Genomic DNA, 25,905 nt, shown 5'->3' with positions numbered 1-25,905 from the left:
AAAAATGCTCTTTAATGCGTTTTAGTAATTAGCAAAACCATGTCGTGGCAAAGGGGAGCGAATGTCCTTGTGGTGGTTCGCACCAGACCCTAGGCTAGTGAAAGTGTTTCATAAGGAGCTTTACCATGAATGAGTCATTGATTGTGCTGGGGATCTTCGTGTTCCTGGTGCTGGCCACCCTGAGCGCGGGCATCAAGATAGTGCCCCAGGGTTTCAACTGGACTGTGGAGCGCTTCGGTCGCTACACCCGTACCCTCTCCCCCGGACTCAACCTGCTGATCCCCTATGTGGACAGAGTCGGCCACAAGATCATCATGATGGAGCAGGTGCTGGACATCCCGGCTCAGGAGGTGATCTCCCGGGACAACGCCAACGTCACCATAGACGCCATCAGCTTCGTGCAGGTGGTGGATGCCCGCAAAGGGGCCTATGAGGTCAACGACCTCACCAGCGCCATCCGCAATCTGACCATGACCAACATGCGGACAGTGCTGGGCGCCATGGAGCTGGACGAGATGCTCTCCCAGCGCGACACCATCAACGAGAAGCTGCTGCGCACCATGGATGCGGCCACCGCCCCCTGGGGCATCAAGGTGACCCGGATCGAGATCAAGGATGTGCGCCCGCCGCTGGCCCTAGTGGAAGCCATGAACGCCCAGATGAAGGCCGAGCGGCAGAAACGGGCCGAGGTGCTGGAGGCCGAGGGGGTGCGCCAGTCCAAGATCCTGAAAGCGGAAGGGGAGAAGCAGTCCCAGATCCTCAAGGCCGAGGGGGAACGCCAGGCCGCCTTCCTCGCCGCCGAGGCGCGGGAGCGTGCCGCCGAGGCGGAAGCCAAGGCGACCCATATGGTCTCCAAGGCCATCGCCGAGGGGGATATGCAGGCCATCAACTACTTCGTGGCCCAGAAATATACAGAGGCGCTGGCCCGCATAGGTGAAGGGCCCAACAGCAAGATCATCATGATGCCGCTGGAGGCGGGCAGCCTGATTGGCTCGGTGGCTGGCATGGCCGAGCTGTTCAACAAAGATGGCAAGGTCGGCAAGTCATGACAGCCCTGTTCGAGGGGCTGACTCACTGGCACTGGCTGGGGCTCGGCTTCGTGCTGCTGGCCATCGAAGTGCTGGGGTCGGTGGGATTTCTGCTCTGGACCGGCATAGCCGCGCTAGAAGTCGGCCTGATCCTGCTGCTCTGGCCCTTCGGCTGGCAGGCCCAGCTGCTGCTGTTTGCGGCGCAGTCCCTGGTGACCACCTGGGCCTGGTGGCGCTGGCAGCACAAGCGCGACCGCTCGAGCCGCGATGCGGCCGCCCCCATCAACGAGCGGATGCAGAGCTATCTGGGGCGGGAGCTGACCCTGCTCGATGAGGTGAGCCAGGGCACCAGCCGGGTGCATCTGGATGACACCGTCTGGACGGTGCGCTGCCCTGTGCCGCTGCCGGCGGGCAGCCGGGTCAAAGTGGTGGGAGCCGACTCCCACATACTGCTGGTGGAGCCGCTGCCCTGACCGGGCAGTATCTGCCCCCACAGTGGCCATAAAAAAACGGGCCCGGCGTTACCGCCGGGCCCGTTTTTTTTATGAGGTGCAGGCTTAGTTGGCCTTGGCATCGCTCACAGCAGCTTCTGCCTTGGTGGCCACGTCAGCAGCAGCCTTCTCGACGGTAGCAGACGCTTCGGAAGCGGCCTTCTCTACGGTAGAGGCAGCTTCGCTAACAGTTGCAGCAACGTCGGCGGCCGGAGTAGCAGCCGGAGCGGCGGCTTCTTCTTTCTGACCACAGGCGGTCAACATCAGACCCAGGATACCGGCTACCAGTACTTTGTTCATGTGCATACCCTCAAAAAAAGATGGAGAGATGGTGTCAATAACCATCACTGTGCGTCTTCGCTCCCGGTAAAACAGCGAGCCACCGGGAGTCAGGAGGCGCGCGAAATATATCCCCATATGCAGCCAATGAAAACGCGTATCACAATGATATTTTCTCGTTGGCTAGATAAAAAGAACTACTGCAACGACAAATATTAATACAATACGCCTTTATTGACGCAAGACAGCACAATTAAACACCAACAAGAGAACGATTGTCAGTCAATCGTTGCCATTTCGGCAGCCATCACCCAGATAGTGAAAGTGACCTCAATCAGACAGCTTCTGACAAATCAGCCGCCGCCCCTGGCTGTCGCTCTCTCTGGCCAGATCCAGCAGCGCCATCACCGCCAGGGCCTCCACCGCGGGCACAGGGTTGCTCGCCTCCCCCCTGATGGCGGCGCAGACACCGCTGTAGTAAGCGCCGTAATCCCCGGCCTCCCCGCTCACCGCCTGCACCAGGGGCTGCCCCTCCACCATGCGGCTGAGCTGGCCGGGTTCGGGATCCAGGCCCCAGTTCGCCGCGGGCGGGCGCAGGCCGAGCTTGAGCTGCTCCTCCTGCACATCCATGCCGAACTTGATAAAGGATCCTTCGCTGCCGTGGATGACGAAGCGCGGCATGGTGGCAGAGACCAGACAGCTGCCATGCAGTATCACCCGAAGCGCGCCGTAGCCCAGCACCACGTGGAAGTAGTCATCGCTCAGTGCCCCCGGGCGCTGGGCGGCCAAATCCGCCTGGATCCAGTCAGGCTGGCCAAACAGTTGCAACGCCTGGTCCAGGATGTGGGGACCGAGATCGAACCAGAGCCCGGAACCCGGGCCGCCCGCCTCCCGCCAGCGCTGACGGACTTGTGGGCGGTAGCGATCGAAATGGGATTCAAACTGGGCGATCTGCCCCAGCGCCCCCTCCGCCAGCAGGCGGCGTACCGTGAGGAAGTCCCCGTCCCAGCGCCTGTTGTGGAAGATGCTGAGCAGCCGCTGCTGCTTCTCGGCCAGCTCGACGAGCGCCTCGGCTTCGGCCAGATCCAGCGCGAACGGCTTGTCGATCACCACGTGCTTGCCCGCCAGCAGTGCCTGACGGGCTATGGGGGCATGGGTATCGTTGGGGGTCGCTATCACCACCAGATCGACAGTGCTGTCGGCCAGCACCTCGTCCAGCGAGCCGACGCGGCAGCCGGGCAGCTCGGCCTGCACCTTGGCGGCATCCCGACTCACCACCCAGCGCAGGGCAAGCCCCGGGGTGCTGGTCAGGAAGGGGGCGTGGAAGGTCTGTCCTGCAAAGCCGTAGCCCACCAGGGCGGCGTTGATTGTCTGACTCATGGGATTCTCCGCTGAACTGTCCAATATGATAGGCACCTGATGATAGGCACCTGGCGAGGTTGCGCCCAAAAAAGAAGGGGGCCTTAAGCCCCCGTTTCGTTCATCAGAGCACAGGATTTATTGCCTGTGCAAGCGACGTTATCCATCAATGCCGGGGGTTGTGCCCCCGCGCATCAAGGCTGCAGGCAGAGGCGACGACCCTGCCGCGTCATCAGCATCAGCAAGGGGGGCAGCAGCAGCCACATGTGCAGTGCCAACTGGCTCAGGGGATCCGGCATCAGCCATCCGGTGATCCCCACCAGGGCGCCGGAGCCGCTCATCTGGAACAGCCCGAGCAGGGCGGCGGCGGCGGTGCCGGCGCAGTGGCCGAAGGGGGCCAGCGCCATGCCGGCTGCAGCGCCCAGTATCATGGCGAAGCCGATGCTGGAGAGGAACACGGGCCCCATCATCGCCAGCGGATGAGCCAGGTGCATGGTCAGCGTCAGCAGGATGGCCGACAGCAGCAGCACCAGCAGGCCGATACGCAGGGTGCGTCTCGGTCCCACTCTTGCGATGAAGCGCGGCGCCAGGAAGCAGGCCAGGATGTTGAGCGCCGCGTTGGCGGTGAACCAGTAGCTGAAGCCGTTCATGTCCAGACCCAGCTTCACCATCAGCTGTACCGGCGCCGCCGTGACGTAGGCCAGGATCACCGCCATCGCCAACATGCAGAGCGCCGCGTTGAACAGGAAGCTCGGGGAGCGCAGCACAGGGCTGTAGCGGGACCAGCTGATGAGCGGGCCGCTGCTGCTGGTCTCCTCCGGGCGAGTCTCCGGCATGCGCCACAGCAGCCAGCTGCCGACCACAACGGCGTACCCGGCCATAAACCAGAAGTTGGCCGACCAGCCCGCCTTGGCGGTGAGCCAGCCACCGAGCAGGGGGGCCAGGGCGGGAATGAAGCAGATGGCGCCGTTCAGGTAGGAGATCATCTGACCGCTCTTCTTGGGGCCATAGCTGTCACGCACCACCGAGAAGGCGGCGACCGAGGTGGCACAGGCACCGAAGCCTTGCAGCACCCGCGCCAGCATCAGCTCACCCAGGCTGGCGGCAAAACCGGCGGCCAGGGCGCTCAGCCCGTAGAGCAGCACACCGCCAAGGGCGATGGGCTTGCGGCCGTAGCGGTCGGCGAGCGGCCCCACCAGCAGCTGACCCAGCCCCATGCTGAACAGGAACCAGGTGATGGTGCCTTGCATCAGGGTCACCTCGGCCCCCAGCTGCTCGGCCATCTGCGGGATGGCGGGCAGATAGATGTCGATGGCCAGCGGGCTGAACAGCACCAGGAGTACAAGCAGAAGAATCAATGGCATCAGTCACCTCAAGCCCTAGGGGGAAAATCGATTGGTGCGCGAGTCTACTGACTCAGAGTAATGAATTGAAATGGTATTTAATCACTTTGGTTATTCCTATGAGGAAACATGTATTTTATCTGCCTCTCAGCACGACCAGGGCAGCCCTCATCCGGTGCCGGATTGCAGGCAATTGGCGCTTTTACTAAACCCCTGCCCCGCATAGAATGCGCAGATTATTTTTGCGGAGGTGTGCGATGAACAAGCTTGTCCTGGCAACAGGGAACCAGAAAAAGGTGAAGGAATTGGCCGCCATGCTGGCCGATATGAAGATCCAGGTGATCCCACAGAGCGAGTTTGCGGTCTCCGATGCCGACGAGACCGGCACCACCTTCGTCGAGAATGCCATCATCAAGGCACGCCACGCCGCCCGCATCACAGGCCTGCCCGCCGTCGCTGACGACTCAGGCCTCGAAGTGGACCTGCTGCACGGTCGCCCCGGCGTCTACTCCGCCCGCTTTGCCGGTGCCGGTGCCAGCGACAAGGAGAACATCGACAAGCTGCTGGCCGAGCTGCAAGGTGCCCCCGACTACCTCAAGAGCGCCCGCTTCTGGTGCGTGCTGGTCTATATGCGCCACGCCGACGATCCCACCCCCATCATCTGCCAGGCGAGCTGGGAGGGGATGATCATCGACGAGCCCCGTGGTCAGCACGGCTTTGGCTATGATCCCGTGTTCTTCGTGCCGGATCACGACTGCACCTCGGCCCAGATGCCGGCTGAGCTCAAAAACCAGCTCAGTCACCGTGGCCAGGCCCTGGCCAAGCTCAAGGCCGCATTGGCCGCGGCGCACTGAGACCCGACCGGGCTCCGGGATACGCCGGCACGCATTTCATCTACAATGGGGGCCGTCGGCCCCCGTGTTGCTTATGGCCTCCCGGCTCAACGAGCGCAGGCCCTCATTGACCATGGGGAGCCAGCCAGGCCCCCGTTTTGATTTTTGATTATTGGAAACCCCATGCTGCAACTGCCGCCCCTCTCCCTCTATATCCATGTGCCCTGGTGCGTCCAGAAGTGCCCCTACTGCGACTTCAACTCCCACGCCCAGAAGGGGGAGCTACCCCACCTCGAGTACGTGGCCGCCCTGCTGGAGGATCTGGATAAGGATCTGCACTGGGCCCAGGGGCGCCCGCTCTCCTCCATCTTTATCGGCGGTGGTACGCCGAGTCTGCTCTCCGTGGAAGCCATGCAGGCGCTGCTGGACGGGGTGCGTGCCCGCATCGCCCTGACCCCGGATTGCGAGATCACCATGGAGGCCAACCCGGGCACGGTTGAGGCGGACAAGTTCGCCAGCTTCCAGCGCGCCGGCATCAACCGCATCTCCATCGGGGTGCAGAGCTTCCAGCAGGAGAAGCTGACCCGCCTCGGCCGCATCCACGGCCCGGAGGAGGCACGCAAGGCCGCCGAGCTGGCCCATGCCATCAAGCTGCCCACCTTCAACCTGGATCTGATGCACGGCCTGCCGGATCAGAGCCTGGAGGACGCCCTCTATGATCTGCAGCAGGCCATGGACTGCGCGCCGCCCCATCTCTCCTGGTATCAGCTCACCATAGAGCCGAACACGGCGTTCGCCTCCAAGCCGCCCAAGCTGCCGGAAGATGACACCCTGTGGGACATCTATGAGCAGGGTCACGCCATGCTCACCGCCCAGGGTTATCAGCAGTACGAGATCTCGGCCTACGCCAAGGCGGGCTATCAGTGCCGCCACAACCTCAACTACTGGCGCTTTGGCGACTATCTGGGCATAGGCTGCGGTGCCCACGGCAAGGTGACGGATCTCGCGAACCAGCAGATCCTGCGCACCGCCAAGGTGAAGCACCCCAAGGGTTATCTGGACCCTGCCCGCTCCTATCTGGACAGCCAGTGGCAGGTGAGCGCGGACGATCTGCCGCTGGAGTACTTCATGAACAGGTTCAGACTGTTCGAGCCGGCCCCCAAGGCGGAGTTCGAGGCCTATACAGGGCTGCCGCTGGAGCGGGTGGAAACCATGCTGGCTGTTGCCCAGACCAAGGAGCTTATCGAAGACTTGGGAGAGTGCTGGCAGCTGACGTCTCTCGGCCATCGCTATCTCAACGTGTTGCTCGAGCTCTTTATGGACGAATGAGGCAAACGCCTTTAACCAGATGGAACACAAGCGGGGCGCCATGAGCGCCCCGCTTGTTTTGGTTCTAAGAACCTGTTCACGGTCTGTCGCGAGAGGCTGTCAGCAAGGTGAAGAGCAGCGCAGGAACCGGAGTGTGTAAGTACACATGAGGATTGCGAGCAGCACATGAGCCTTGATCACGGCCTAGCAGCAAGATCGTGGACAGGTTCCAAAGCAGAAACCCGCTCAGCAGCAGACGCGTACCATCTGCTGTTGACCGGGCTCCCACCGCTGGCCGTGCTTGGCCTTGCGCTGATAGCTGCCTTTGCCCTTCTTGCTTGGTTCGACCCTGGCCTGGAACAGGGTTGAGGTCACCAGCGCCTTGAGGTGATTGTCCTGGATGACGCCCCGCCCATGATCGTGGGCCTGATCGATGATATCGACCCGCTTCTTCTTGGCCATATTGGCTCCTGTCTGTGTGGTTGAAACTGGCTAAAAATACGCCAGTGGAAATAAAAACGCGCCGATTGTGCGCCTCCCGGCCCCCAAGTGCAAGAGGCCGGGGCGGATTGCCCAGGCTCAGGGAGCGGGCCGGTAGCTCACCCGCACCAGGCCGCTCGCCAGCACTGCAGTGGAGAGCGGGACAAGCCGCTCTGGCAGCGGCTCGCCGCCAAACAGCGAGACTCCTTTGCCCAGCACCACCGGCACCCAGAACAGGGTCAGCTCGTCCACCAGCCCAGCCTGCAGGCCCTGCCTCACGACCTCGCCACCGTCCAGATAGATGTGCCGCGCCCCCTCCTGCCACAGCTCGCTCAGCACCTGCGCCAGCGCCCCCTGCCGGAAAGAGACATGGGCACGGGGCGTGGTGGACCTGTGGGTCAGCACGGTCACAGGTTTGTCGCCGTAGGGCCAGTCGGGGAAGGCGCGCACGACATCGTAGCTGTTGCGCCCCATCAGCAGCAGATCGGCGCTGGCCATCAGGGCGCTGTAGCCGGTCTCCTCCTGGGAGTCGCCGTTATAGGGTTCCAGCCAGGCGAGATCGTTCCCCTCCCCCGCGATAAAACCATCGAGGGAGAGGGCGAGGAAGGCAGAGACCCGGGGGCGATGGCGCTCAGTGCTCATGGTCGTGATGCTCGTGACGGGAAGAGGTGCCGGACTCCAGGGTCTCCAGGATGGCGCAGTGCTCCGCCGAGCGAGGGCCGCCGCAGCAGATGTCGGAGAGTGCCTTCAGGTTCTCCCGAAAGCGGGTCAGCTCGACAATCTTCTGCTCCACCTGTTCAAGCTTGGTGTCGGCCACCGCCTTCACCTCCTGACAGGTGACTCTGGCCTTGTTGGTGTCGAGGGCGAGCAGCTCCCCTATGTCCGCCAGGGAGAAGCCCACCGACTTGGCGCGGATGATGAACTCCAGCCGCCGCCTGTCCTGCTCCCCATAGAGGCGGTAACCCGACTCGTTGCGGATCCCCGGCGAGATGAGTCCGTTCTTCTCGTAAAAGCGCAGGGTGTCCGCCTTCACCCCGCACGCCTTGGCCAGTTCCCCGATCCGATACATCCTTCCTCTCCCGCCAAACATGGTACTCAATATAAACCGGCTTCCACTATCGCCCCTTTGCCCGGCGATTGCCAGCCAAAGGCAGGAAAGCGGCAGCCAACCCCGGCCTTCCCGGCTCTTTACCCTCAAAACACTGAAAAGACAAACGTTTCACAAAAAATCACCAGAAAACGTTTAACACCGCACCACACAAGGCTTTGTCTCTTTAAAAAATCCACCACGGCTCACATTTTTTGTGTAGAATACGCGCCCACAAGAGAGCGTCGCGTCAAGCGGGCATTTCCTAAAACGCGTTTGCCAACAGCAGGTCTTTTTGGCGAGAGTGGTTTGCGAAATCCCCCACTTCCATTTATTTGGGGACTCTCTGTGTTGAGCCTCGCCTCCCATGGAACGGTCCCCGTTATGCTGAGGACGATAGTGTGATGGAACAAGCTCGACCCATTCGCCGTGCGCTGCTGAGTGTGTCTGACAAGACTGGCATCCTGGAATTTGCCAAGGCACTCAACGAGCGTGGCGTGGCCCTGCTCTCCACCGGCGGTACCGCCAAGCTGCTGGCCGATGCGGGCCTGCCGGTGACCGAGGTCTCCGACTACACCGGCTTCCCCGAGATGATGGATGGCCGGGTCAAGACCCTGCATCCCAAGGTGCACGGTGGCATCCTCGGCCGCCGCGATCGGGATGACGCCATCATGGCCCAGCACGCTATCTCCCCCATCGACATGGTCGTCGTCAACCTCTATCCCTTCGCCGCCACCGTGGCCAAGCCAGGTTGCACCCTGGAAGACGCCGTCGAGAACATCGACATCGGCGGCCCGACCATGGTCCGCTCCGCCGCCAAGAACCACAAGGACGTCACCATAGTCGTCAAGGCGGCCGATTACGGCCGGGTGATCGCCGAGATGGATGGCAACGGCAACAGCCTGACCCTGGCTACCCGCTTCGATCTGGCCATCGCGGCCTTCGAACACACCGCCGCCTACGACGGCATGATAGCCAACTACTTCGGCACCCTGGTCCCCTCCTACGGTGACAACAAGGAAGGCGACGCCGAGTCCCGCTTCCCGCGCACCTTCAACGCCCAGTTCATCAAGAAGCAGGACATGCGCTACGGCGAGAACAGCCACCAGGCTGCCGCCTTCTACGCCGAAGAGCAGGCCGCACCTGGCTCGGTGGCAAGCGCCATCCAGCTGCAGGGCAAGGCGCTCTCCTACAACAACATCGCCGACACAGACGCGGCGCTGGAGTGCGTGAAGGAGTTCGCCGAGCCGGCCTGCGTCATCGTCAAGCACGCCAACCCCTGTGGCGTCGCCATAGGTGAGGATCTGCTGGGTGCCTACGATCGCGCCTACCAGACCGACCCCACCTCCGCCTTTGGCGGCATCATCGCCTTCAACCGCGAGCTGGATGGCGCCACTGCAGCGGCCATAGTCGCCCGTCAGTTCGTCGAGGTGATCATAGCCCCCAGCATCAGCCAGGCGGCCCGCGAGGCGGTCGCCGCCAAGCAGAATGTGCGCCTGCTCGAATGCGGCCAGTGGACTGCCCCGGCCCAAGGCTTTGACCTCAAGCGCGTCAACGGCGGCCTGCTGGTGCAGGAGCGGGATCACGGCATGGTCACCCTGGGGGATCTGACAGTGGTCAGCCAGCGTCAGCCGACCGAGGCCGAACTCAAGGATCTGTTGTTCTGCTGGAAGGTCGCCAAGTTCGTCAAATCCAACGCCATCGTCTATGCCAAGAACGGCCAGACCATAGGCGTGGGCGCCGGCCAGATGAGCCGGGTCTACTCCGCCAAGATAGCCGGCATCAAGGCCGAGGATGAAGGGCTGACGGTGGCGGGCTCCGTCATGGCCTCCGACGCCTTCTTCCCGTTCCGCGACGGCATAGATGCCGCCGCCGCCGCGGGCATCTCCTGCGTCATCCAGCCAGGTGGTTCCATGCGCGACAACGAGGTGATCGAGGCCGCCAACGAGCACGGCATGTGCATGGTGTTCACCAACATGCGCCATTTCCGTCACTGATGAGTCAGGGCCGCCACTGGCGGCCCTTTTGTTGTCTCTTTTCAACTGACTATTTTCAACCGCTGCCCCAGGCGGTTATCACAAATAGAAGCGAGCGATACGATGAAAGTACTGATCATTGGCAACGGCGGCCGTGAGCACGCCCTGGCCTGGAAGGCCAAGCAATCCCCCATGGTGACCCGGGTGTTCGTCGCCCCCGGCAATGCCGGCACCGCCCACGAGGGCAGCATAGAGAACGTCGCCATAGAGGCGACCGACATCCAGGCCCTGCTGGCTTTCGCCAAGGCCCAGCAGATAGGTCTCACCATAGTCGGGCCGGAAGCGCCCCTGGTGAAAGGGGTGGTGGATGCCTTCCGTGCCGAAGGGCTCGCCATCTTCGGCCCGACCGCCGCCGCCGCCCAGCTGGAGGGCTCCAAGGCCTTTGCCAAGGACTTCCTGGCGCGCCACGCCATCCCCACTGCCGACTACCAGAACTTCACCGAGGTGGAGCCTGCTCTGGCCTACCTGCGCGAGAAGGGTGCCCCCATCGTCATCAAGGCTGACGGTCTGGCCGCCGGCAAGGGCGTCATCGTCGCCATGACCCTCGAAGAGGCGGAAGCGGCGGTGCGTGACATGCTCTCCGGCAATGCCTTCGGCGACGCCGGCGCCCGTGTGGTGATCGAGGAGTTCCTGGACGGGGAAGAGGCGAGCTTCATCGTCATGGTGGATGGTGAGCACGTGCTGCCCATGGCCACCAGCCAGGATCACAAGCGGGTCGGCGACGGCGACACCGGCCTCAACACCGGCGGCATGGGGGCCTATTCTCCGGCGCCCGTGGTGACAGATGCGGTGCATCAACGCGTGATGGAGCAGGTGATCATGCCGACGGTGCGCGGCATGGCGGCCGAGGGCAACGTCTACACCGGCTTCCTCTACGCCGGCCTGATGATAGATCCCCAGGGCAACCCCAAGGTGATCGAGTTCAACTGCCGCTTCGGCGACCCCGAGACCCAGCCCATCATGCTGCGGATGCGCTCCGATCTGGTGGAGCTGTGTCTGGCCGCCTGTGCCGGCAAGCTGGATCAGGTCGAAGCCATCTATGATCCCCGCGTCGCCATCGGCGTGGTGCTGGCGGCGGGCGGTTACCCCGGTGACTACCAGCAGGGCAAGCCCATCAGCGGCCTGCCGGTGGAAGAGGCGAGCGGCGAGAAGGTATTCCATGCCGGCTCCCAGCTGGCGGGAGACACCATAGTCACCGCCGGTGGCCGCGTGCTCTGCGCCACCGCGCTGGGCCACACTGTCGCCGAGGCGCAGCAACGCGCCTACCAGTTGGCGGGTCGGATCCAGTGGGACGGTGTCTTCTACCGCAAGGACATCGGCTGGCGCGCCATCGAGCGCGAGCAGGCCAAGTAAAGGCTGCCTCCCCCATCGAACACAAGGGCCTGCGGGCCCTTTTTGCTGCCCGGGCCATCGGGGGCGCGGATAACCGCCCAGCCAGCCCCAGACTTCCCCCTAAGCCCGATGTGGTGGTGGCAAGGAGGCATTCATCCCCTTGGCACCTCTCTCCGCCTCGGGCGCATGACCCCGGGTTGCCGCCCTTTTTCCGCCCCCGGCTCACCCCCTTCTGACTACATATGTACAGCACAATGCACACATTTCGTCACAATTGGTCGCACTTTCCCCATACAATTGCCCCGCTTTCATGGCATCATGCTGCATGATACCGCACTCAAATGAGTGCCATAAGAACCTGCAATATCGTCGTCTCATAAGGAAATCCCATGTTGAAAACTGTGCGTCCCCTGCTGCTGCCCCTGATGTTTGGCCTGATGACCCTGCCCGCCATGGCCGGCGATCTGGAGCAGCCGATGAAGAAGATCGGCTTCAACTACAAGCAGGCCGTCAAGGCAGATGATGCGGCCACCATGGAGAAACACATCAAGGAGATGAAGGCCCAGCTCGATGTGGCCAAGGAGAGAAACATGCCGGCTGCCAAGAAGGAGAAGTTCCTCGAGGGCATGAACAAGGTGCAGAGCGAGCTGGATGCCAGCCTGGCGGCCCTGCAGGCCGGTGATCAGGAGAAGGCCCAGGCCCATCTGGCCAAGGTCAACGACCTGAAGAAGGAGTACCACCAATATGCCAAGCAGAAAGGCTGATCCCTTCCACTGGGATGGTCTGGTCCGCCTTACCCACTGGGGTGTGGCAGCGGTCTGCATCGGCAACCTCTGGCTCAACGAGGCGGGCGAGGAGTGGCATGAATGGCTGGGCTATGGCGCCATGGCCCTGATCGGGTTGCGCCTGCTGTGGGGTCTCACCCTGGCACGGGGCCATGCCCGCCTTGGCGCCCTCATCCCGAGCCGGGACGATTTCCGCCAGCAGACGGTGGCGCTGCGCGAGCGCGCACCGGCGGCGCCCGGCCATCACGGCAGCGGCAAGCTGGCGGTCTGGGCACTCTGGCTGCTGGTGCTGGCGACCGCTGGCAGCGGCTGGTTCCAGAACACCGAGACCGGCTTCGAGCTGGGGGCCGACGACTGGCATCTCTGGTGTACCTGGGCACTGCAGGCCATGATAGCCCTGCACCTGTGCGCCATCGTCTACACCTCCTGGCGTCAGCGCAGCAACCTGGTGACCCGGATGCTGCCCCGCCGCCGGCGCCGGGTGCCAGAGCGTCAGCAGGAACCCCATTCCTGAAGCAGACGGGCACCAGGGTGCCCGTCTTCCTTTCCCTGCTTGTCCAACCGCAAGGCCACCTCTTCCAGGCGGCCGCACCGGCTTTACCCCCTCAACGGCGCGACGCCTCCCCCTCTTTTGCCCGGCCGCCATGAAAGCATTTTCATTCACACTTCTTAACTAATCCCGGCTGTACGATTTTCAATCTCCTCGATTTCATCAATGCTACAGAGCCGAACGAGGTTGTTTGTGGTCCGTTCGACATGATGACAGTGACACGTCAATAACAAGATCGAAGGGAAAATCGTCATGCACAACACAGTGTTTCGAACCGCCATGCTCGCCGCGGTGCTGGGCTCATTCAGCCACACAGCCGCCGCCGAAGGAGTCATGGTCCACCTGTTCCAATGGAAGTTCAACGACATCGCCAACGAGTGCGAGACAGTGCTCGGCCCCAAGGGGTTCGGTGGCGTCCAGATCACGCCGCCCGCCGAGCACAAGCAGGGGAGCCAGGTCTGGTGGACCGTCTACCAGCCCGTCAGCTTCAAGAACTTCAACAGCTTCGGCGGCAGCGAGGCAGAGCTCAGGAGCATGATCACCCGCTGCAATGCGGCCGGGGTCAAGGTCTATGCCGACGCCGTCTTCAACCAGCTGGCCTCGGGCACCGGAACAGCCACCGGCGGCGGCAGCTACAACTCGGGGCAATATCAGTATCCCCAGTTCGGCTACAACGACTTCCACCACAGCGGTGACATCACCAACTACGGCGACAGCAACAACGTCTGGAACGGCGCCCTCTACGGCATGCCGGATCTCAATACCGGCTCTCCCTACGTGCAGGATCAGATAGCCAGCTACATGAAGACCCTGCTGGGTTGGGGCGTGGCGGGCTTTCGCATCGATGCGGCCAAGCACATGGCCCCCGGCGAGGTGAAGGCCATACTCGACAAGGCGGGCAGCCCCAAAGCCTACCTGGAAGTGATAGGTGCAGGGGGAGAGTCGGCAGACATCCAGCCGGGTCGCTACACCTACATAGACACAGTCACCGACTTCAAATACGGCACGGATCTCGCCGCCAACTTCAACGGCCAGATCAAGAACCTCAAGACCCTCGGCGAGAGCTGGGGCCTGCTCCCCTCCAACAAGGCCTTCGTCTTCGTGGTCAACCACGACCGCGAGCGCGGCCACGGGGGCGGCGGCATGCTCACCTTCATGAGCGGAGCCCGCTATGAGCTGGCCAACACCTTCATGATGGCCTGGCCCTATGGCTGGAAACAGGTGATGTCGGGCTATCGCTTCGAGAACATGGGCACCTATGAAACCGACAAGGGGGCGCCGGGCAGCACGCCCTGCACCGATGGCCAGTGGAACTGCGAGCAACGTCGCCCGACCATCATGAACATGGCCCTGTTCCACAACAGAACCGAGGGGCAGGCTGTCAGTCACTGGTGGGACAACGGCAACAACCAGATAGCCTTCGGTCGGGGAGACAAGGGCTTCGTCGCCATCAACAACGAGAGCGGCAGCCTGGTGGCCTCGGTGCAGACCGGCCTGCCGGCGGGCGAGTACTGCAACCTCCTGGGTGGCAATGACTACTGCAGCGGGGGCTATGTCACCGTCGACGGCAGCGGCAAGGCCAGCCTGAACGTGCCGGCCATGAAGGCCGCCGCCATCATCGCTGGCTGCACCAAGGCCAGCACCTGCGGCGGCACCGCCCTGCCTGGCAACAAGTTCAGCAGCATGAACCTGCGCGGCACCCACAACGCCTGGGGCAACACCCCCATGACAGTCGATGCCAACCGCGTCTGGTCCGCCACCCTGACCCTGACCGGCAGCGGTGACGCCACCGGCGCCCAGCGCTTCAAGTTCGACGTCTTCGGCAACTGGACCGAGAGCTACGGCGACAACGAAGGGGACGGCATCGCCGACAAGGGCAGCAGCAAGGATATCCTGGTCAGCGGGGCGGGCAGCTACCGCATCACCCTGAGCGAAGGCGATCTGCGCTATACGGTCATCCCTCTCACCAGCAACCAGGCACCGGTCGCCGCCCTCTCGCCCAAGGTCCTCAGCGTCAAGACGGGGGAGAGCGTGGTGTTCGATGGCTCCGCCTCCACCGACGATGAAGGCGTGGCAAGCTACAGCTGGTCTACCGGCGGCAGCGCCCCCACTGAGACAGTCCAGTTCGATACCCCGGGCACCCATATTGTCACCCTGACAGTCACCGATGCCGAGGGGCTGACCGCCAGTGCCAGCGCAACTGTGACGGTCACCGACAGCAACGGCGCCTACAACAGCGTGCTGCCGACCCTGCACCTGCGTGGCACCCCCAATGCCTGGGGCTCGCTCGCCATGACGCTGGTTGCCGACAACCAATGGGAGGCCTTGGCCACCTTCAACGGCCAGGCCAACCAGCGCTTCAAGTTCGACGTCAAGGGAGACTGGACCCAGAACTATGGCGACACCAACAAGGATGGCGTGGCCGAACAGGGGGGTGCCGACATACTGACCCCGGTCAGCGGCCAGTACCGGGTACGCTTCAACGACCAGACCCTGCAATACAGCCTGACCCCGGTCAGCGTCGGCTATGCCAAGAACATCGCCAGCCTGAACATCCGTGGCACCACCAATGGCTGGGGCACCACTCCCATGACGCTGGTGGGGGATCACCAGTGGCAGGCCGGCGTCACCTTCACGGGGGCCGGTGATGGCAGCGGCGGCCAGCGCTTCAAGTTCGACGTCAAGGGTGACTGGACCCAGAACTACGGCGACACCAACAAGGACGGCGTGGCCGAGCTGGCCGGAGCCGACATCACCACCGCAGTGGTCGGTGCCTATGTGGTGCGCTTCAACGACCAGACCCTGACCTACAGCCTGAGCGCCCAGTAAGCCCCAGGGGCGTAACGCCCTTGTGACCTTCGGGCATCCCATGGCCTCCTTCCCACAGGGCTGGAGGCCTTTTCATGGGCCCGATGGCGCCATCACGCTCCCCCTCTGCCAGCCCCCCCGTTCCCAGTTCGCCGACGGGCAGGCATACTGCCTTCACATCCCCATGCAGGAGCGCATATGAAACTATTGGAAACCCTCAAGGCCGAGGGACGGATCGAAGAAGCCCGCCAGCACGGCCTGCTGCAACTCATCGAGCACCCGCAACACGCCGAACTGCATTATGAAGTGGCCAGCCTGCACGACATGCAGGGGCGCGAGGCCCAGGCCATTCCCCTCTACCAGAAGGCCATAGCGCTGGGACTGGGCGAGGCCTCCTTGCGCGGCGCCTGGCTCGGCCTTGGCAGCTCTTTTCGCTGCACCGGGCAATATGCCGAAGCCCTTGCCGCCTTCGACCAGGGGTTGGCCCGCTTTCCGGACGCCACCGAGTTCAGGGTGTTCCGTGCCATGGCCTGCTACAGCCTGGGGCACCACAAAGAGGGGATGGAGACGCTGCTGGCGGTGCTGGCCGAGACGACCACAGATCCTGCCCTCGTCCCCTACAGGCGAGCCATGGCACTCTACGCCGGGGATCTCGACAGGCGCTGGTGAACGCCAGAAACGACAAAGCCGCTCATGATGAGCGGCTTTGTCTGAATGTGGTGGCCCCTGCCCGACTTGAACGGGCGACCAATCGATTATGAGTCGACTGCTCTAACCAACTGAGCTAAGGGGCCAGAATCTTGGTTTTGCGGCGTGGATTATAGGGGATGTGAGATAAGCCGTCCATAGGCAGATCAACCACTTGGCGAGTTTTTGTCCACTATTCCGCTAATCTTTTGCACCCAGGCTTCCGGATAAAACAAAGCCCCGCATGGCGGGGCTTTTGAGACAGGGCTCAGGCAGTGCCTCAGGACTATTCGTCCAGGAAGCTGCGCAGCACTTCCGAGCGGCTCGGGTGGCGCAGTTTGCGCAGTGCCTTGGCTTCGATCTGACGAATACGCTCACGGGTGACGTCGAACTGCTTGCCCACTTCCTCGAGGGTGTGGTCAGTGTTCATGTCGATCCCGAAACGCATCCGCAGCACCTTGGCTTCGCGGGCAGTCAGGCCAGCCAGCACTTCGCGGGTGGCGTTGCGCAGGCTCTCGCTGGTCGCCGCATCCGCCGGCAGGGCCAAGGTGGTATCTTCGATGAAGTCGCCCAAGTGGGAATCTTCATCATCACCTATGGGCGTCTCCATGGAGATGGGCTCCTTGGCGATTTTCAGTACCTTGCGGATCTTGTCTTCCGGCATGCCCATGCGCATGGCCAGCTCTTCCGGGTTCGGTTCGCGACCCATCTCCTGCAGCATCTGACGGGAGATACGGTTGAGCTTGTTGATGGTCTCGATCATGTGCACCGGGATACGGATGGTACGGGCCTGATCCGCGATGGAGCGGGTAATGGCCTGACGGATCCACCAGGTGGCATAGGTCGAGAACTTGTAGCCACGACGGTATTCAAACTTGTCCACCGCCTTCATCAGACCTATGTTGCCCTCCTGGATCAGATCCAGGAACTGCAGACCACGGTTGGTGTACTTCTTGGCGATGGAGATCACCAGACGCAAGTTGGCCTCGACCATCTCTTTCTTCGCACGGCGGGCCTTGGCCTCACCAATGCTCATGCGACGGTTGATGTCCTTGATCTGGGCGATCGACAGACCGGTCTCTTCTTCGATCTGCTGCAGCTTGCCGATGGAACGCAGCACTTCTTCGTCCATCTCGAGCAGACGGGGAGACCAGGCCTTGCCAGCCTGCTTCTGGTATTCAAACCAGGCAGTCTCGCACTCGTTGTTGGTGAAGGCCGCGACGAAGGTCTTCTTCGGCATCTTGGCCTGCTCAACGCAGAGCTTCATGATGATGCGTTCCTGCACGCGAACCCGCTCCATCATCTCCCGCATGTTGTTGACCAGGCGATCGAACTGCTTGGGCATCAGGCGGAATTGACGGAACACATCGGCCAGCTGGGCGATGGCAGCCTGGGTGTCGTCGTGGGCGCGACCATTCTTCTGGATGGAGAGACGGGTGACTTCGTACTGGGCACGCAGTTCACCGAACTTCTCGCGGGCGACTTCCGGATCCGGACCACCGTCTCCATCGTCGTCGGAGCTGTCGCCGTCTTCGTCTTCATCCTCGTCTTCATCTTCGTCTTCGTCAGCGAGATCGTCTTCACTGAGTTCAGAACCGATGTGAGTGGCGGTCGGCGCCACGTCGTCCGCTTCGTTCGGATCGATAAAGCCGGAGATGATGTCGGACAGACGCAGTTGCTCGGCTTCGTACTTGTCGTACTGTTCGAGCAGGTAAGTGATGGCTTCAGGGTACTCGGCAACGGAGCTTTGTACCTGATTGATACCGTCCTCGATCCGTTTGGCGATGTCGATTTCGCCTTCACGGGTCAGCAGTTCGACGGTACCCATTTCCCGCATGTACATGCGGACGGGATCGGTCGTGCGACCAATCTCAGATTCAACAGATGCCAGAGCCTGGGCCGCTGCTTCGGCAGCGTCCTCATCGGCGGTACCACCTTCGGCCATGATCAGATCATCGGCGTCCGGGGCGTTTTCCACTACCTGGATACCCATATCGTTGATCATCTGGATGATGTCTTCGATCTGGTCAGAGTCGACAATGTCTTGCGGGAGGTGATCGTTCACCTCGGCATAGGTCAGGTAGCCCTGTTCTTTACCTTTGGCAACGAGGAGTTTAAGCTGAGACTGCGGGGTTTGCTCCATAGAACTCATCCGGTTGGTGTTGCTAGGTTGCGCGTACAGTGCGCTGCTGCGCAAATAGCCAATTCTAATAGAAAACCGCCAGACATGCTATGTCTGGTTGCGGCGTCGGTCATGAGAAACCCCTGCCCGCAGTATTGTCGGGGCCAGGCGGTTATAAAATGTTTGCTTTTAATCCCGTCGATTCGGGCAACGGTATTCATATTGGGACTAATCACTCAAATATCAAGCCCCGCTCTCATTTCTTTTCTCAATCTGTACCTCTCTGATCAGCATCATCAGCTCCTGTGTTTCCTCAGAGCTTAGCCCTTCCTGGGCCACCTTGGCCTGCAATTCTTCGATTCGTTGCTTCAGAAACTGGTTGATGAAACCGACGAAGGTATCCTGCAATTCTCCCAGAATATCCGGCTCCTGGTCGAGTTTGATCTCTTCAAACAGGTCGTGCATGGCCAGCTGAGCCAGGATCTCCCCCTCCTTGGTGCCGCGCCAGTGCTCCAGCAAGATACCGGTGGTGATCCCTGGCTGAGTCAGGATCTGTTGATGCAGCTGCAACAGGAATTTGATGCCCTGCACCCGCAGCCCGGCCAGCTCCGGCATGGCCGGCAGTTCAGCCGTCACCGCCGGATATTGCACCATCAGAGCCAGTGCCCGGCGAATGGGAGTCAGTTTGGCGGCCTTGGGCTTGCTGACTTCGCCCTTGGGCTGGCTATTGCGGGCAAACAGCTCGGCGATCCGCTGCTTGTTCTCCCCCCAGCGCATCATGCTGGAGAGCCGGGTGATCAATCCCTCGCGAGTAAAGCCCTCCGGCACGCGACGGATCAGTTCGGCAGCCTTGTTGGCCACTTCAAACTTGCCCGCCTCACCAGAAAGGGCGGCATCACGCCCAAGACGTTCGAACATGAAATCGGCGAAGGGCTGAGCCTCGTCCAGCAAGGCCTCAAACCCCTCCTTGCCGATCTGGCGGACCAGAGAATCGGGATCCTCCCCATCCGGCAGAAACACGAATTTGAGTTCGCGCCCGTCCTGCAGATGGGAGAGGGCGTTGTCCAGCGCCCGCCATGCTGCTTCACGGCCGGCGTTGTCGCCATCGTAGCAGCAGACCACCTCCGCCGTGGTACGAAACAGGGTGTGGATATGGTCACTGGTGGTGGCCGTCCCCAGCGCGGCCACCGCATAGTCGATGTCGTACTGACCGAGCGCCACCACGTCCATATAGCCTTCCACCACCAGGATCCGACGAGGATCCTTGTGTGCCTGCTTCACCTCGTAGAGGCCGAACAGTTCACGCCCCTTGTGAAAGATGGGGGTCTCCGGCGAGTTGAGGTACTTGGGAGTGCCATCCCCCAGCACCCTGCCACCGAAGCCGATGACCCGACCCCGCTTGTCACGGATGGGGAACATGATGCGATCACGGAAGCGATCATAGCTGCCAGGACCGCTGTCGCGGGGGATCAGCATGCCGCCGGAGATGAGCAGCTGTTCGTGATCCCGACTGGATCCAAAGCGCCGCCGGACCTGATCCCAGTCACCCGGGGCATAGCCAATATTGAAGCGTTTGACCACTTCCCCGGTCAGACCGCGCCCCTTCAGGTATTCCACCGCCTGAGGAGCCCCCTTGAGGTTGCTCTCGTAGAAGCGGGCAATCTGGCTCATCAGCTCATAGAGATCCTTGCTGACGGCGGGTTGGGAACTGGCCGAGCCCCCCAGGCTCTGCTCGCGAGGCACCTGCATGCCCTGCATGCTGGCGAGCTCTTCGATGGCGTCGGGGAATTCGAGTCCGTCGTATTCCATGACAAAGCCGATGGCGTTGCCGTGGGCGCCACAGCCGAAGCAGTGGTAGAACTGCTTCTCCTGGCTGACGGTGAAAGAGGGGCTTTTTTCGTTATGAAAAGGACAGCAAGCCTGATAGTTCTTGCCGGCCTTCTTCAGCCGCACCCGCGAGTCGATCAACTCGACGATATCGGTACGTACGAGCAGATCATCGATAAAGGATTGTGGGATCCTGCCTGCCATAACCGTCCTGTTTCATTACTCGGAAAAATAAAAAAGCCGCGCATTCACAGGGAAGCACGGCTTCTTTCGACTAACAAGAGAAATGCCTGTTACGCCAAGCGGGTTTTCACCTGAGCACTGACGGCGCCGACATCGGCACGCCCCTGAATCTTCGGCTTCAAGACAGCCATGACCTTGCCCATATCAGCCATGACGGCAGCACCACTTTCAGTGATGGCTTGCTCGATCAGTGCGGCAATTTCGTCTGCGGTCAGCTGTTGCGGCAGGAATTCCTGCAGCACCAAGATCTCTGCGGACTCTTTGTCGGCAAGATCCTGACGACCGGCAGCTTCAAATTGGCTGATGGAATCGCGGCGCTGTTTGACCATCTTGGTCACGACAGCGAGGATATCCTCATCATTGAGCTCGATACGGGTATCAACTTCACGCTGCTTGATTTCTGCCATCAACAAACGGATCGTCCCCAGGCGAGCCTTATCTCTGGCAAGCATGGCGAGTTTTTGTTGATCCTTGAGTTGATCTTTCAGAGACACGGCATTACCCCCGATTAGTACAGGCGGATACGACGTGCGTTTTCGCGGGACAGCTTCTTGGCGTGACGCTTAACGGCAGACGCTTTGGCGCGCTTACGGATGGTAGTCGGCTTCTCGTAGAACTCACGGCTACGAACTTCAGACAGGATACCGGCCTTTTCGCAAGAACGCTTGAAGCGACGCAGAGCAACGTCAAACGGCTCATTTTCACGGACTTTGATTACTGGCATGTGCCTTTCACCTCAGTGATATATTGTTAGCTGACCATCAGTCGATCAGCATGTCTTAAAATGGTGCGAAATTATACTCTGGACAGGGAATGAAAGTAAACCCGCAGAGATCGCTCTGGTTTAAAAAACCCGCGAAGGTTACCATAGCCGTCTCATTTTAGCAGTGAAATTTTTTAGCAATGCGTGTATTGGGCATAGAGACATCCTGTGACGAAACCGGGATCGCGATCTTCGACGATCAAAAAGGGATCCTTTCCCATCAGTTATACAGCCAGGTCAAGCTGCATGCGGACTACGGTGGCGTCGTCCCCGAGCTCGCCAGCCGGGATCACGTCCGCAAGACGATCCCCTTGATCCAGGCCGCATTGCAAGAGGCGGGACTGGGTAAAGATGACATCGACGGCATCGCCTACACTGCGGGACCGGGTCTGGTTGGTGCCATCCTGGTGGGGGCGACCATAGGCCGCTCCCTCGCCATGGCCTGGGGTAAACCCGCCGTGGCGGTGCACCATATGGAGGGCCACCTGCTGGCTCCCATGCTGGAGGAGCGGGCCCCCGAATTCCCCTTCGTGGCGCTGCTGGTCTCCGGCGGTCACTCCATGCTGGTGCGGGTCGACGGCATCGGCAGCTATCAACTGCTGGGGGAATCCATCGACGATGCCGCCGGCGAGGCCTTCGACAAGACCGCCAAGCTGATGGGACTGGACTACCCGGGCGGCCCCCTGCTCTCCCGCCTTGCCGAGAAAGGCACCACGGGACGCTTCACCTTCCCCCGCCCCATGACGGACAGACCCGGGCTCGACATGAGCTTCTCCGGCCTCAAGACCTTTGCCGCCAACACCATAGCCGCCAACGGCGATGATGAGCAGACCCGTGCCGATATCGCGCGGGCGTTTGAGGATGCTGTGGTCGATACCCTGGCCATCAAGTGCCGCCGCGCCTTGAAGGAGACAGGCCTCAAGCGTCTGGTGGTGGCCGGTGGCGTCAGCGCCAACCGTCATCTGCGCGCCCAGCTGGCCGAGCTGATGGAAAGCCTCAAAGGCGAGGTGTTCTATCCGCGCACCGAGTATTGCACCGACAACGGCGCCATGATCGCCTATGCCGGCATGCAGCGCCTGAAAGCGGGTGTGTTCGAGCCGCTGGTCGTCAAGGCGGTGCCGCGCTGGCCGCTGGATACCCTGGATCCCGTGTGATCCCAAGGATCCTCTCGCAATGAAAAAGGGGCCTCTGGCCCCTTTGTTGTGTCTGTCGTCGGCATAACAGCCGTCCGTTGGTTAACGATTAATTGGTTCTAAACAGGGCCTCGATGGAGAGCCCCTGCCCCAGCAGTATCTCCCGCAGGCGGCGCAGCCCTTCGACCTGGATCTGGCGCACCCGCTCCCGGGTCAGACCAATCTCGGCCCCTACATCTTCCAGGGTGGCCGGCTCGTAACCGAGCAGGCCGAAGCGGCGCGCCAGCACCTCACGCTGCTTGGGATTCAGCTCTTCCAGCCAGTGAACTATGCTGCTGCGCATGTCGTCCTCCTGGGATTCCAGCTCGGGTCCCATGCCGCGCTCATCGGACAGGACGTCGAGCAGGGCCTTGTCGCGATCGCCGCCGATGGGGGTATCCACCGAGGTGATCTTTTCGTTGAGCTTGAGCATGCGGTTCACATCGTCGACCGAACGATCCAGCGCGAAGGCGATGTCTTCGGCGGTGGGTTCATGGTCTAGGCGGTGGGAGAGTTCACGCGCGGTGCGCAGGTAGACGTTCAGCTCCTTCACCACATGGATCGGCAGCCGTATGGTGCGGGTCTGGTTCATGATGGCCCGCTCTATGGTCTGACGGATCCACCAGGTGGCATAGGTAGAGAAACGGAAACCCCGTTCGGGGTCGAACTTCTCGACCGCCCGGATGAGACCGAGGTTCCCCTCTTCGATGAGATCCAGCAGCACCAGGCCGCGGTTGTTGTAGCGCCGGGCAATCTTGACCACCAGGCGCAGGTTGGATTCGATCATGCGCTTGCGCGCGGCTTTGTCACCGCGCAGGGCACGACGGGCGTAGTAGACTTCCTCTTCGGCCGTGAGCAGGGGGGAGAAGCCGATCTCCCCCAGATAGAGCTGGGTGGCGTCCATCACCTTGTTCAGTTCCGGCACCATGAGCTCATCGGAGATAGTCTCCTCAGCCTCGGCGGCAACCTCCTGAACCTCTTCTTCCTCCTGGGCCTCCAGCTCTTCGTCGAACTCTAACTCTGCATCCTGCATTACCAGTTGTTCTTGGCTCATGATATGTCTCCCTGACCTGAACCAGAGTAAGACCTAGCTCTCTGGGTTAACGCTTTGGCAAATAGCCCATCGGGTTGATTGACTTGCCTTTGTACCGGATTTCAAAGTGCAGGCGCACATCCGGCGCATCCGTGCTACCCATGTTGGCGATGACGGCTCCGCCTTTGACGGAGTCTCCCTCCCTGACCCTCAACTCGTCGTTGTGGGCGTAAGCAGAGAGGTAGTCATCGTTGTGCTTGAGAATAATCAGCTTGCCGTAACCCCTGAGTGCACTGCCCGCGTAGACCACTTTGCCGCCGCTGGCGGCGTAAACGGGTTGGCCCTTCTGGCCGGAGATGTCGATGCCCTTGTTGCCCTGTTCCGCAACGGAGAAGCCTTCGACTATCCGTCCCTTAGCTGGCCAATGCCAGGAGAGAGTTGACTGGGAACTGACGTTTTTTTGTTCTTTCGCCTGAGCGTATGCTGTTGACGGTGCAGGAGCAATCGTTTTCTGAGCAATAAACGGGGTGGTCGTACCTGCCGGTGCCGTCGCCATGGGTTTGGGCCCGGAGCTGGTCACCGACGGTGTGGTCGCCGCCACCATCTGGCCGCCTGCCGCCGCACTCGCCCCCACGTTGAGCACCTGGCCAACATGGAGCGAATAGGGGGCCTGCAGGTTGTTGCGCTGTGCCAGAGTCTGATTGGAGACATTGAACTGGCGACCTATGCTGCTCAGGGTATCCCCACGACGCACCTCATAGGTGCCGTTGCCGCTTGTGGCAGGGCGGCTCATCGCCATGCCGGTGCTGACCACGGCGCCGGAAGATCCATCCAGCCTGAGCTGCTGGCCCGGATAGATGTTGTAGGGAGGGCTGATCCCGTTGAGGCTGACCAGGGATGCGACATCCATGCCAGAACGGAATGCGATGGAGTACAGGGTATCCCCCTTCACCACTGTGTAACTGCCACCCTGCATGCCCGAATTGGCCATGTTTTGACGAGTCGGGATGGTCGAGGCAATTGGGTCATTGCCCAGACTCTGTACCGGGGCAGCAGTCTTGCTGGAAGAGCAGGCAAGCAGTAGCCATGACAACACGACGACACTGCTTCCTTGCCAAACACGCGAACGCATAGTGGATCCTTAACGACTAAACCAGAAATAGGCCGCAATGGCCAAACCAATACAGAGCCAGCCGAGCACATCCACATAGTGCATCAGCTTGCGCTCCATCTTCTCACCCCCCCACCGCATCAGGCCCGCGACCAGGAAAAAGCGCATGCCACGACCGATGAGGGAGGTCACGATAAATGGCAGTAGCGCCATATGAAGCAAGCCCGCCGTGACGGTAAACACCTTGTAGGGGATCGGCGTGAAACTGGCAATAAAAATCACCCAGATCCCCCACTGCGTGAACCACTGCTCGGCCAGCGCAATCTTGTCTTCATAGCCGACAGAGACCACCAGCGGCTGGACCACGGGCTCCCACAGGGCATAGCCCAGGGCATAACCAAACAGCGCCCCCAGCACAGAGAAGAAGGTTGCCAACCCGGCGTAGTGCCACGCCTTGTGCGGCTTGGCGAGCGCCATGGGGGCCAGCATCACGTCCACCGGGATCGGCCAGAACACCGACTCGATAAAGGCGGTGATGGAGAGATACCAGGGGGCGTGCTTGTGGCGGGCCCACTGCATCACCAGTACATACAAACGGGAAAACAGCTTCACTCCACATCTCCGTCAATCAGGGGGACAAAACGCACCGGCTCCAGGATCCGGCTGGTCAGCTGGGAGCCGGATCGCTCGATTAGCTGCAAAGTTTGCTGACTATCCCCCACCGGCAGCACCAGACGCCCGCCTTCGGCCAGCTGATCGGTCAGGGCCTTGGGTACCTCGCTCGCCGCCGCCGTCACCAGAATGGCATCGAACGGTCCCTTGTTGGGCCAGCCCAGCCAGCCGTTGCCGTGCTTGGCCGAGACATTGTGCAGGTCGAGCTGGCGCAGTCGGCGCCGTGCCTGGAACTGCAGCGACTTGATCCGCTCCACCGTGTAGACATGCTCCACCAGATGGGCCAGCACTGCGGTCTGATAGCCGGATCCAGTACCGATCTCCAGCACATGGGCCGGATCGTTCTGGATCAGCAGCTCTGTCATCCGCGCCACTATGTAGGGCTGGGAGATGGTCTGACCGTGGCCGATGGGCAGGGCCGTATTGTCCCAGGCCTTGTGAGCCATGGCTTCATCCACAAACAGCTGGCGCGGCACTTTCGCAATCGCCGCGAGCACGCGGAAATCACGAATGTCCTGGGCAATCAGTTGATTCAACAGGCGCTGTACTATCACAA

The 25,905-nt window shown here is 61.5% G+C and carries 25 protein-coding genes and 1 tRNA gene; 11 read left to right on the top strand and 15 right to left on the bottom strand.

Features of this window, described 5'->3' with window-relative positions; translation table 11 throughout:
- The first annotated feature begins 125 nt into the window (after positions 1 to 125).
- Both G4923_RS16125 and G4923_RS16120 read left to right on the top strand, forming a co-directional pair.
- Positions 126 to 1,049 carry an SPFH domain-containing protein gene (locus tag G4923_RS16125; protein WP_025328220.1) on the top strand — a complete coding sequence of 308 codons (924 nt, stop codon included), beginning with the start codon at positions 126 to 128 and terminating at the stop codon, positions 1,047 to 1,049.
- Complete coding sequence (locus G4923_RS16120; RefSeq protein ID WP_106885852.1) at positions 1,046 to 1,501, top strand: NfeD family protein; 456 nt, start codon at positions 1,046 to 1,048, stop codon at positions 1,499 to 1,501. The genes G4923_RS16125 and G4923_RS16120 overlap by 4 nt, the downstream gene beginning before the upstream one ends.
- Positions 1,502 to 1,585: 84 nt before the next feature.
- On the opposite strand, the gene G4923_RS16115 is transcribed toward G4923_RS16120, so the two are convergent.
- The 3 genes from G4923_RS16115 to G4923_RS16105 form a co-directional block, all read right to left on the bottom strand.
- Entirely contained in the window at positions 1,586 to 1,819 is a 234-nt protein-coding gene (locus G4923_RS16115; RefSeq protein WP_025328222.1) for a hypothetical protein, read from the bottom strand.
- Between the two features lie 309 nt (positions 1,820 to 2,128).
- Positions 2,129 to 3,178 carry an oxidoreductase gene (locus tag G4923_RS16110; RefSeq protein ID WP_163137666.1) on the bottom strand — a complete coding sequence of 350 codons (1,050 nt, stop codon included), beginning with the start codon at positions 3,176 to 3,178 and terminating at the stop codon, positions 2,129 to 2,131.
- 173 nt (positions 3,179 to 3,351) lie between these two features.
- On the bottom strand, positions 3,352 to 4,521 hold the full coding sequence (locus G4923_RS16105) for a multidrug effflux MFS transporter (protein ID WP_163137665.1): 1,170 nt from the start codon (positions 4,519 to 4,521) through the stop codon (positions 3,352 to 3,354).
- 236 nt (positions 4,522 to 4,757) lie between these two features.
- Between G4923_RS16105 and rdgB the strand changes: the two genes are divergently transcribed.
- Positions 4,758 to 5,354, top strand: coding sequence for an RdgB/HAM1 family non-canonical purine NTP pyrophosphatase (gene rdgB, locus G4923_RS16100; RefSeq protein ID WP_025328225.1), 597 nt, complete (start codon positions 4,758 to 4,760; stop codon positions 5,352 to 5,354).
- Positions 5,355 to 5,516: 162 nt separating this feature from the next.
- A complete protein-coding gene (gene hemW / locus G4923_RS16095; protein ID WP_163137664.1) occupies positions 5,517 to 6,662 on the top strand; it encodes a radical SAM family heme chaperone HemW in 1,146 nt (381 codons plus the stop codon).
- Positions 6,663 to 6,887: 225 nt separating this feature from the next.
- Here hemW and G4923_RS16090 read toward each other — a convergent pair whose 3' ends face one another.
- The 3 genes from G4923_RS16090 to zntR form a co-directional block, all read right to left on the bottom strand.
- Positions 6,888 to 7,103, bottom strand: coding sequence for an alternative ribosome-rescue factor A (locus G4923_RS16090; RefSeq protein ID WP_163137663.1), 216 nt, complete (start codon positions 7,101 to 7,103; stop codon positions 6,888 to 6,890).
- A 117-nt stretch (positions 7,104 to 7,220) separates the two neighbouring features.
- Positions 7,221 to 7,763: a dihydrofolate reductase family protein gene (locus G4923_RS16085; RefSeq protein ID WP_163137662.1), complete on the bottom strand. Its 543-nt coding sequence runs from the start codon at positions 7,761 to 7,763 to the stop codon at positions 7,221 to 7,223.
- Positions 7,753 to 8,190 (bottom strand): Zn(2+)-responsive transcriptional regulator, encoded by a 438-nt coding sequence (zntR, locus tag G4923_RS16080; RefSeq protein ID WP_139745780.1) that lies wholly within the window; start codon positions 8,188 to 8,190, stop codon positions 7,753 to 7,755. Before zntR ends, G4923_RS16085 begins: the two co-directional genes overlap by 11 nt.
- 422 nt (positions 8,191 to 8,612) lie before the next feature.
- Between zntR and purH the strand changes: the two genes are divergently transcribed.
- The 6 genes from purH (at position 8,613) to G4923_RS16050 (ending at position 16,388) form a co-directional block, all read left to right on the top strand.
- The gene (gene purH, locus G4923_RS16075; RefSeq protein ID WP_163137661.1) at positions 8,613 to 10,205 is read left to right on the top strand and encodes a bifunctional phosphoribosylaminoimidazolecarboxamide formyltransferase/IMP cyclohydrolase; all 1,593 of its coding nucleotides are present in this window, start codon (positions 8,613 to 8,615) and stop codon (positions 10,203 to 10,205) included.
- A gap of 102 nt (positions 10,206 to 10,307) precedes the next feature.
- Complete coding sequence (gene purD, locus G4923_RS16070; RefSeq protein ID WP_106885845.1) at positions 10,308 to 11,597, top strand: phosphoribosylamine--glycine ligase; 1,290 nt, start codon at positions 10,308 to 10,310, stop codon at positions 11,595 to 11,597.
- A gap of 368 nt (positions 11,598 to 11,965) precedes the next feature.
- Positions 11,966 to 12,340, top strand: a complete 375-nt coding sequence (locus G4923_RS16065) for a cytochrome b562 (protein ID WP_025328232.1) — start codon at positions 11,966 to 11,968, stop codon at positions 12,338 to 12,340.
- Complete coding sequence (locus G4923_RS16060) at positions 12,321 to 12,875, top strand: cytochrome b/b6 domain-containing protein (RefSeq protein ID WP_163137660.1); 555 nt, start codon at positions 12,321 to 12,323, stop codon at positions 12,873 to 12,875. The genes G4923_RS16065 and G4923_RS16060 overlap by 20 nt, the downstream gene beginning before the upstream one ends.
- Before the next feature lie 288 nt (positions 12,876 to 13,163).
- On the top strand, positions 13,164 to 15,740 hold the full coding sequence (locus G4923_RS16055) for an alpha amylase C-terminal domain-containing protein (protein WP_163137659.1): 2,577 nt from the start codon (positions 13,164 to 13,166) through the stop codon (positions 15,738 to 15,740).
- Positions 15,741 to 15,917: 177 nt separating this feature from the next.
- Entirely contained in the window at positions 15,918 to 16,388 is a 471-nt protein-coding gene (locus G4923_RS16050; protein ID WP_163137658.1) for a tetratricopeptide repeat protein, read from the top strand.
- Positions 16,389 to 16,436: 48 nt separating this feature from the next.
- On the opposite strand, the gene G4923_RS16045 is transcribed toward G4923_RS16050, so the two are convergent.
- The 5 genes from G4923_RS16045 to rpsU all read right to left on the bottom strand — a co-directional run bounded on the left by G4923_RS16045 (position 16,437) and on the right by rpsU (position 21,322).
- A tRNA-Ile gene (locus G4923_RS16045) sits at positions 16,437 to 16,513 on the bottom strand.
- 179 nt (positions 16,514 to 16,692) lie between these two features.
- Positions 16,693 to 18,588, bottom strand: coding sequence for an RNA polymerase sigma factor RpoD (gene rpoD, locus G4923_RS16040; RefSeq protein ID WP_289976629.1), 1,896 nt, complete (start codon positions 18,586 to 18,588; stop codon positions 16,693 to 16,695).
- A gap of 183 nt (positions 18,589 to 18,771) precedes the next feature.
- Positions 18,772 to 20,559: a DNA primase gene (dnaG, locus tag G4923_RS16035; protein WP_106885840.1), complete on the bottom strand. Its 1,788-nt coding sequence runs from the start codon at positions 20,557 to 20,559 to the stop codon at positions 18,772 to 18,774.
- Between the two features lie 89 nt (positions 20,560 to 20,648).
- Entirely contained in the window at positions 20,649 to 21,092 is a 444-nt protein-coding gene (locus G4923_RS16030) for a GatB/YqeY domain-containing protein (protein ID WP_042653031.1), read from the bottom strand.
- A 14-nt stretch (positions 21,093 to 21,106) separates the two neighbouring features.
- Entirely contained in the window at positions 21,107 to 21,322 is a 216-nt protein-coding gene (gene rpsU, locus G4923_RS16025; protein WP_005309452.1) for a 30S ribosomal protein S21, read from the bottom strand.
- A gap of 179 nt (positions 21,323 to 21,501) precedes the next feature.
- Between rpsU and tsaD the strand changes: the two genes are divergently transcribed.
- A complete protein-coding gene (gene tsaD / locus G4923_RS16020; RefSeq protein WP_043131995.1) occupies positions 21,502 to 22,515 on the top strand; it encodes a tRNA (adenosine(37)-N6)-threonylcarbamoyltransferase complex transferase subunit TsaD in 1,014 nt (337 codons plus the stop codon).
- Positions 22,516 to 22,603: 88 nt separating this feature from the next.
- On the opposite strand, the gene rpoS is transcribed toward tsaD, so the two are convergent.
- Genes rpoS through G4923_RS16000 form a run of 4 tightly spaced genes read right to left on the bottom strand, consistent with a single transcriptional unit; the run spans position 22,604 to position 25,903 of the window.
- Entirely contained in the window at positions 22,604 to 23,587 is a 984-nt protein-coding gene (gene rpoS, locus G4923_RS16015) for an RNA polymerase sigma factor RpoS (protein ID WP_043131996.1), read from the bottom strand.
- A gap of 46 nt (positions 23,588 to 23,633) precedes the next feature.
- Positions 23,634 to 24,698, bottom strand: coding sequence for a LysM peptidoglycan-binding domain-containing protein (locus tag G4923_RS16010; protein ID WP_139745772.1), 1,065 nt, complete (start codon positions 24,696 to 24,698; stop codon positions 23,634 to 23,636).
- 9 nt (positions 24,699 to 24,707) lie between these two features.
- Complete coding sequence (locus G4923_RS16005; RefSeq protein WP_025328241.1) at positions 24,708 to 25,289, bottom strand: YqaA family protein; 582 nt, start codon at positions 25,287 to 25,289, stop codon at positions 24,708 to 24,710.
- Positions 25,286 to 25,903, bottom strand: coding sequence for a protein-L-isoaspartate(D-aspartate) O-methyltransferase (locus G4923_RS16000; protein ID WP_005332743.1), 618 nt, complete (start codon positions 25,901 to 25,903; stop codon positions 25,286 to 25,288). The genes G4923_RS16005 and G4923_RS16000 overlap by 4 nt, the downstream gene beginning before the upstream one ends.
- Between the last annotated feature and the right edge of the window lie 2 nt (positions 25,904 to 25,905).

It is taken from the genome of Aeromonas rivipollensis (assembly GCF_010974825.1).
Classification (GTDB): domain Bacteria; phylum Pseudomonadota; class Gammaproteobacteria; order Enterobacterales; family Aeromonadaceae; genus Aeromonas; species Aeromonas rivipollensis.
The sequence above is the reverse complement of the archived record's forward strand: the minus strand, read 5'-3'. Positions and strand labels throughout refer to the sequence as shown.

Excerpts from the sequence above, each read along its gene's own strand:
- G4923_RS16125 (WP_025328220.1), top strand. The coding sequence starts at position 126 with ATGAATGAGTCATTGATTGTGCTGGGGATCTTCGTGTTCCTGGTGCTG.
- G4923_RS16120 (WP_106885852.1), top strand. The coding sequence starts at position 1,046 with ATGACAGCCCTGTTCGAGGGGCTGACTCACTGGCACTGGCTGGGGCTC.
- G4923_RS16115 (WP_025328222.1), bottom strand. The coding sequence starts at position 1,819 with ATGAACAAAGTACTGGTAGCCGGTATCCTGGGTCTGATGTTGACCGCC.
- G4923_RS16110 (WP_163137666.1), bottom strand. The coding sequence starts at position 3,178 with ATGAGTCAGACAATCAACGCCGCCCTGGTGGGCTACGGCTTTGCAGGA.
- G4923_RS16105 (WP_163137665.1), bottom strand. The coding sequence starts at position 4,521 with ATGCCATTGATTCTTCTGCTTGTACTCCTGGTGCTGTTCAGCCCGCTG.
- rdgB (WP_025328225.1), top strand. The coding sequence starts at position 4,758 with ATGAACAAGCTTGTCCTGGCAACAGGGAACCAGAAAAAGGTGAAGGAA.
- hemW (WP_163137664.1), top strand. The coding sequence starts at position 5,517 with ATGCTGCAACTGCCGCCCCTCTCCCTCTATATCCATGTGCCCTGGTGC.
- G4923_RS16090 (WP_163137663.1), bottom strand. The coding sequence starts at position 7,103 with ATGGCCAAGAAGAAGCGGGTCGATATCATCGATCAGGCCCACGATCAT.
- G4923_RS16085 (WP_163137662.1), bottom strand. The coding sequence starts at position 7,763 with ATGAGCACTGAGCGCCATCGCCCCCGGGTCTCTGCCTTCCTCGCCCTC.
- zntR (WP_139745780.1), bottom strand. The coding sequence starts at position 8,190 with ATGTATCGGATCGGGGAACTGGCCAAGGCGTGCGGGGTGAAGGCGGAC.
- purH (WP_163137661.1), top strand. The coding sequence starts at position 8,613 with ATGGAACAAGCTCGACCCATTCGCCGTGCGCTGCTGAGTGTGTCTGAC.
- purD (WP_106885845.1), top strand. The coding sequence starts at position 10,308 with ATGAAAGTACTGATCATTGGCAACGGCGGCCGTGAGCACGCCCTGGCC.
- G4923_RS16065 (WP_025328232.1), top strand. The coding sequence starts at position 11,966 with ATGTTGAAAACTGTGCGTCCCCTGCTGCTGCCCCTGATGTTTGGCCTG.
- G4923_RS16060 (WP_163137660.1), top strand. The coding sequence starts at position 12,321 with ATGCCAAGCAGAAAGGCTGATCCCTTCCACTGGGATGGTCTGGTCCGC.
- G4923_RS16055 (WP_163137659.1), top strand. The coding sequence starts at position 13,164 with ATGCACAACACAGTGTTTCGAACCGCCATGCTCGCCGCGGTGCTGGGC.
- G4923_RS16050 (WP_163137658.1), top strand. The coding sequence starts at position 15,918 with ATGAAACTATTGGAAACCCTCAAGGCCGAGGGACGGATCGAAGAAGCC.
- dnaG (WP_106885840.1), bottom strand. The coding sequence starts at position 20,559 with ATGGCAGGCAGGATCCCACAATCCTTTATCGATGATCTGCTCGTACGT.
- rpsU (WP_005309452.1), bottom strand. The coding sequence starts at position 21,322 with ATGCCAGTAATCAAAGTCCGTGAAAATGAGCCGTTTGACGTTGCTCTG.
- tsaD (WP_043131995.1), top strand. The coding sequence starts at position 21,502 with ATGCGTGTATTGGGCATAGAGACATCCTGTGACGAAACCGGGATCGCG.
- rpoS (WP_043131996.1), bottom strand. The coding sequence starts at position 23,587 with ATGAGCCAAGAACAACTGGTAATGCAGGATGCAGAGTTAGAGTTCGAC.
- G4923_RS16010 (WP_139745772.1), bottom strand. The coding sequence starts at position 24,698 with ATGCGTTCGCGTGTTTGGCAAGGAAGCAGTGTCGTCGTGTTGTCATGG.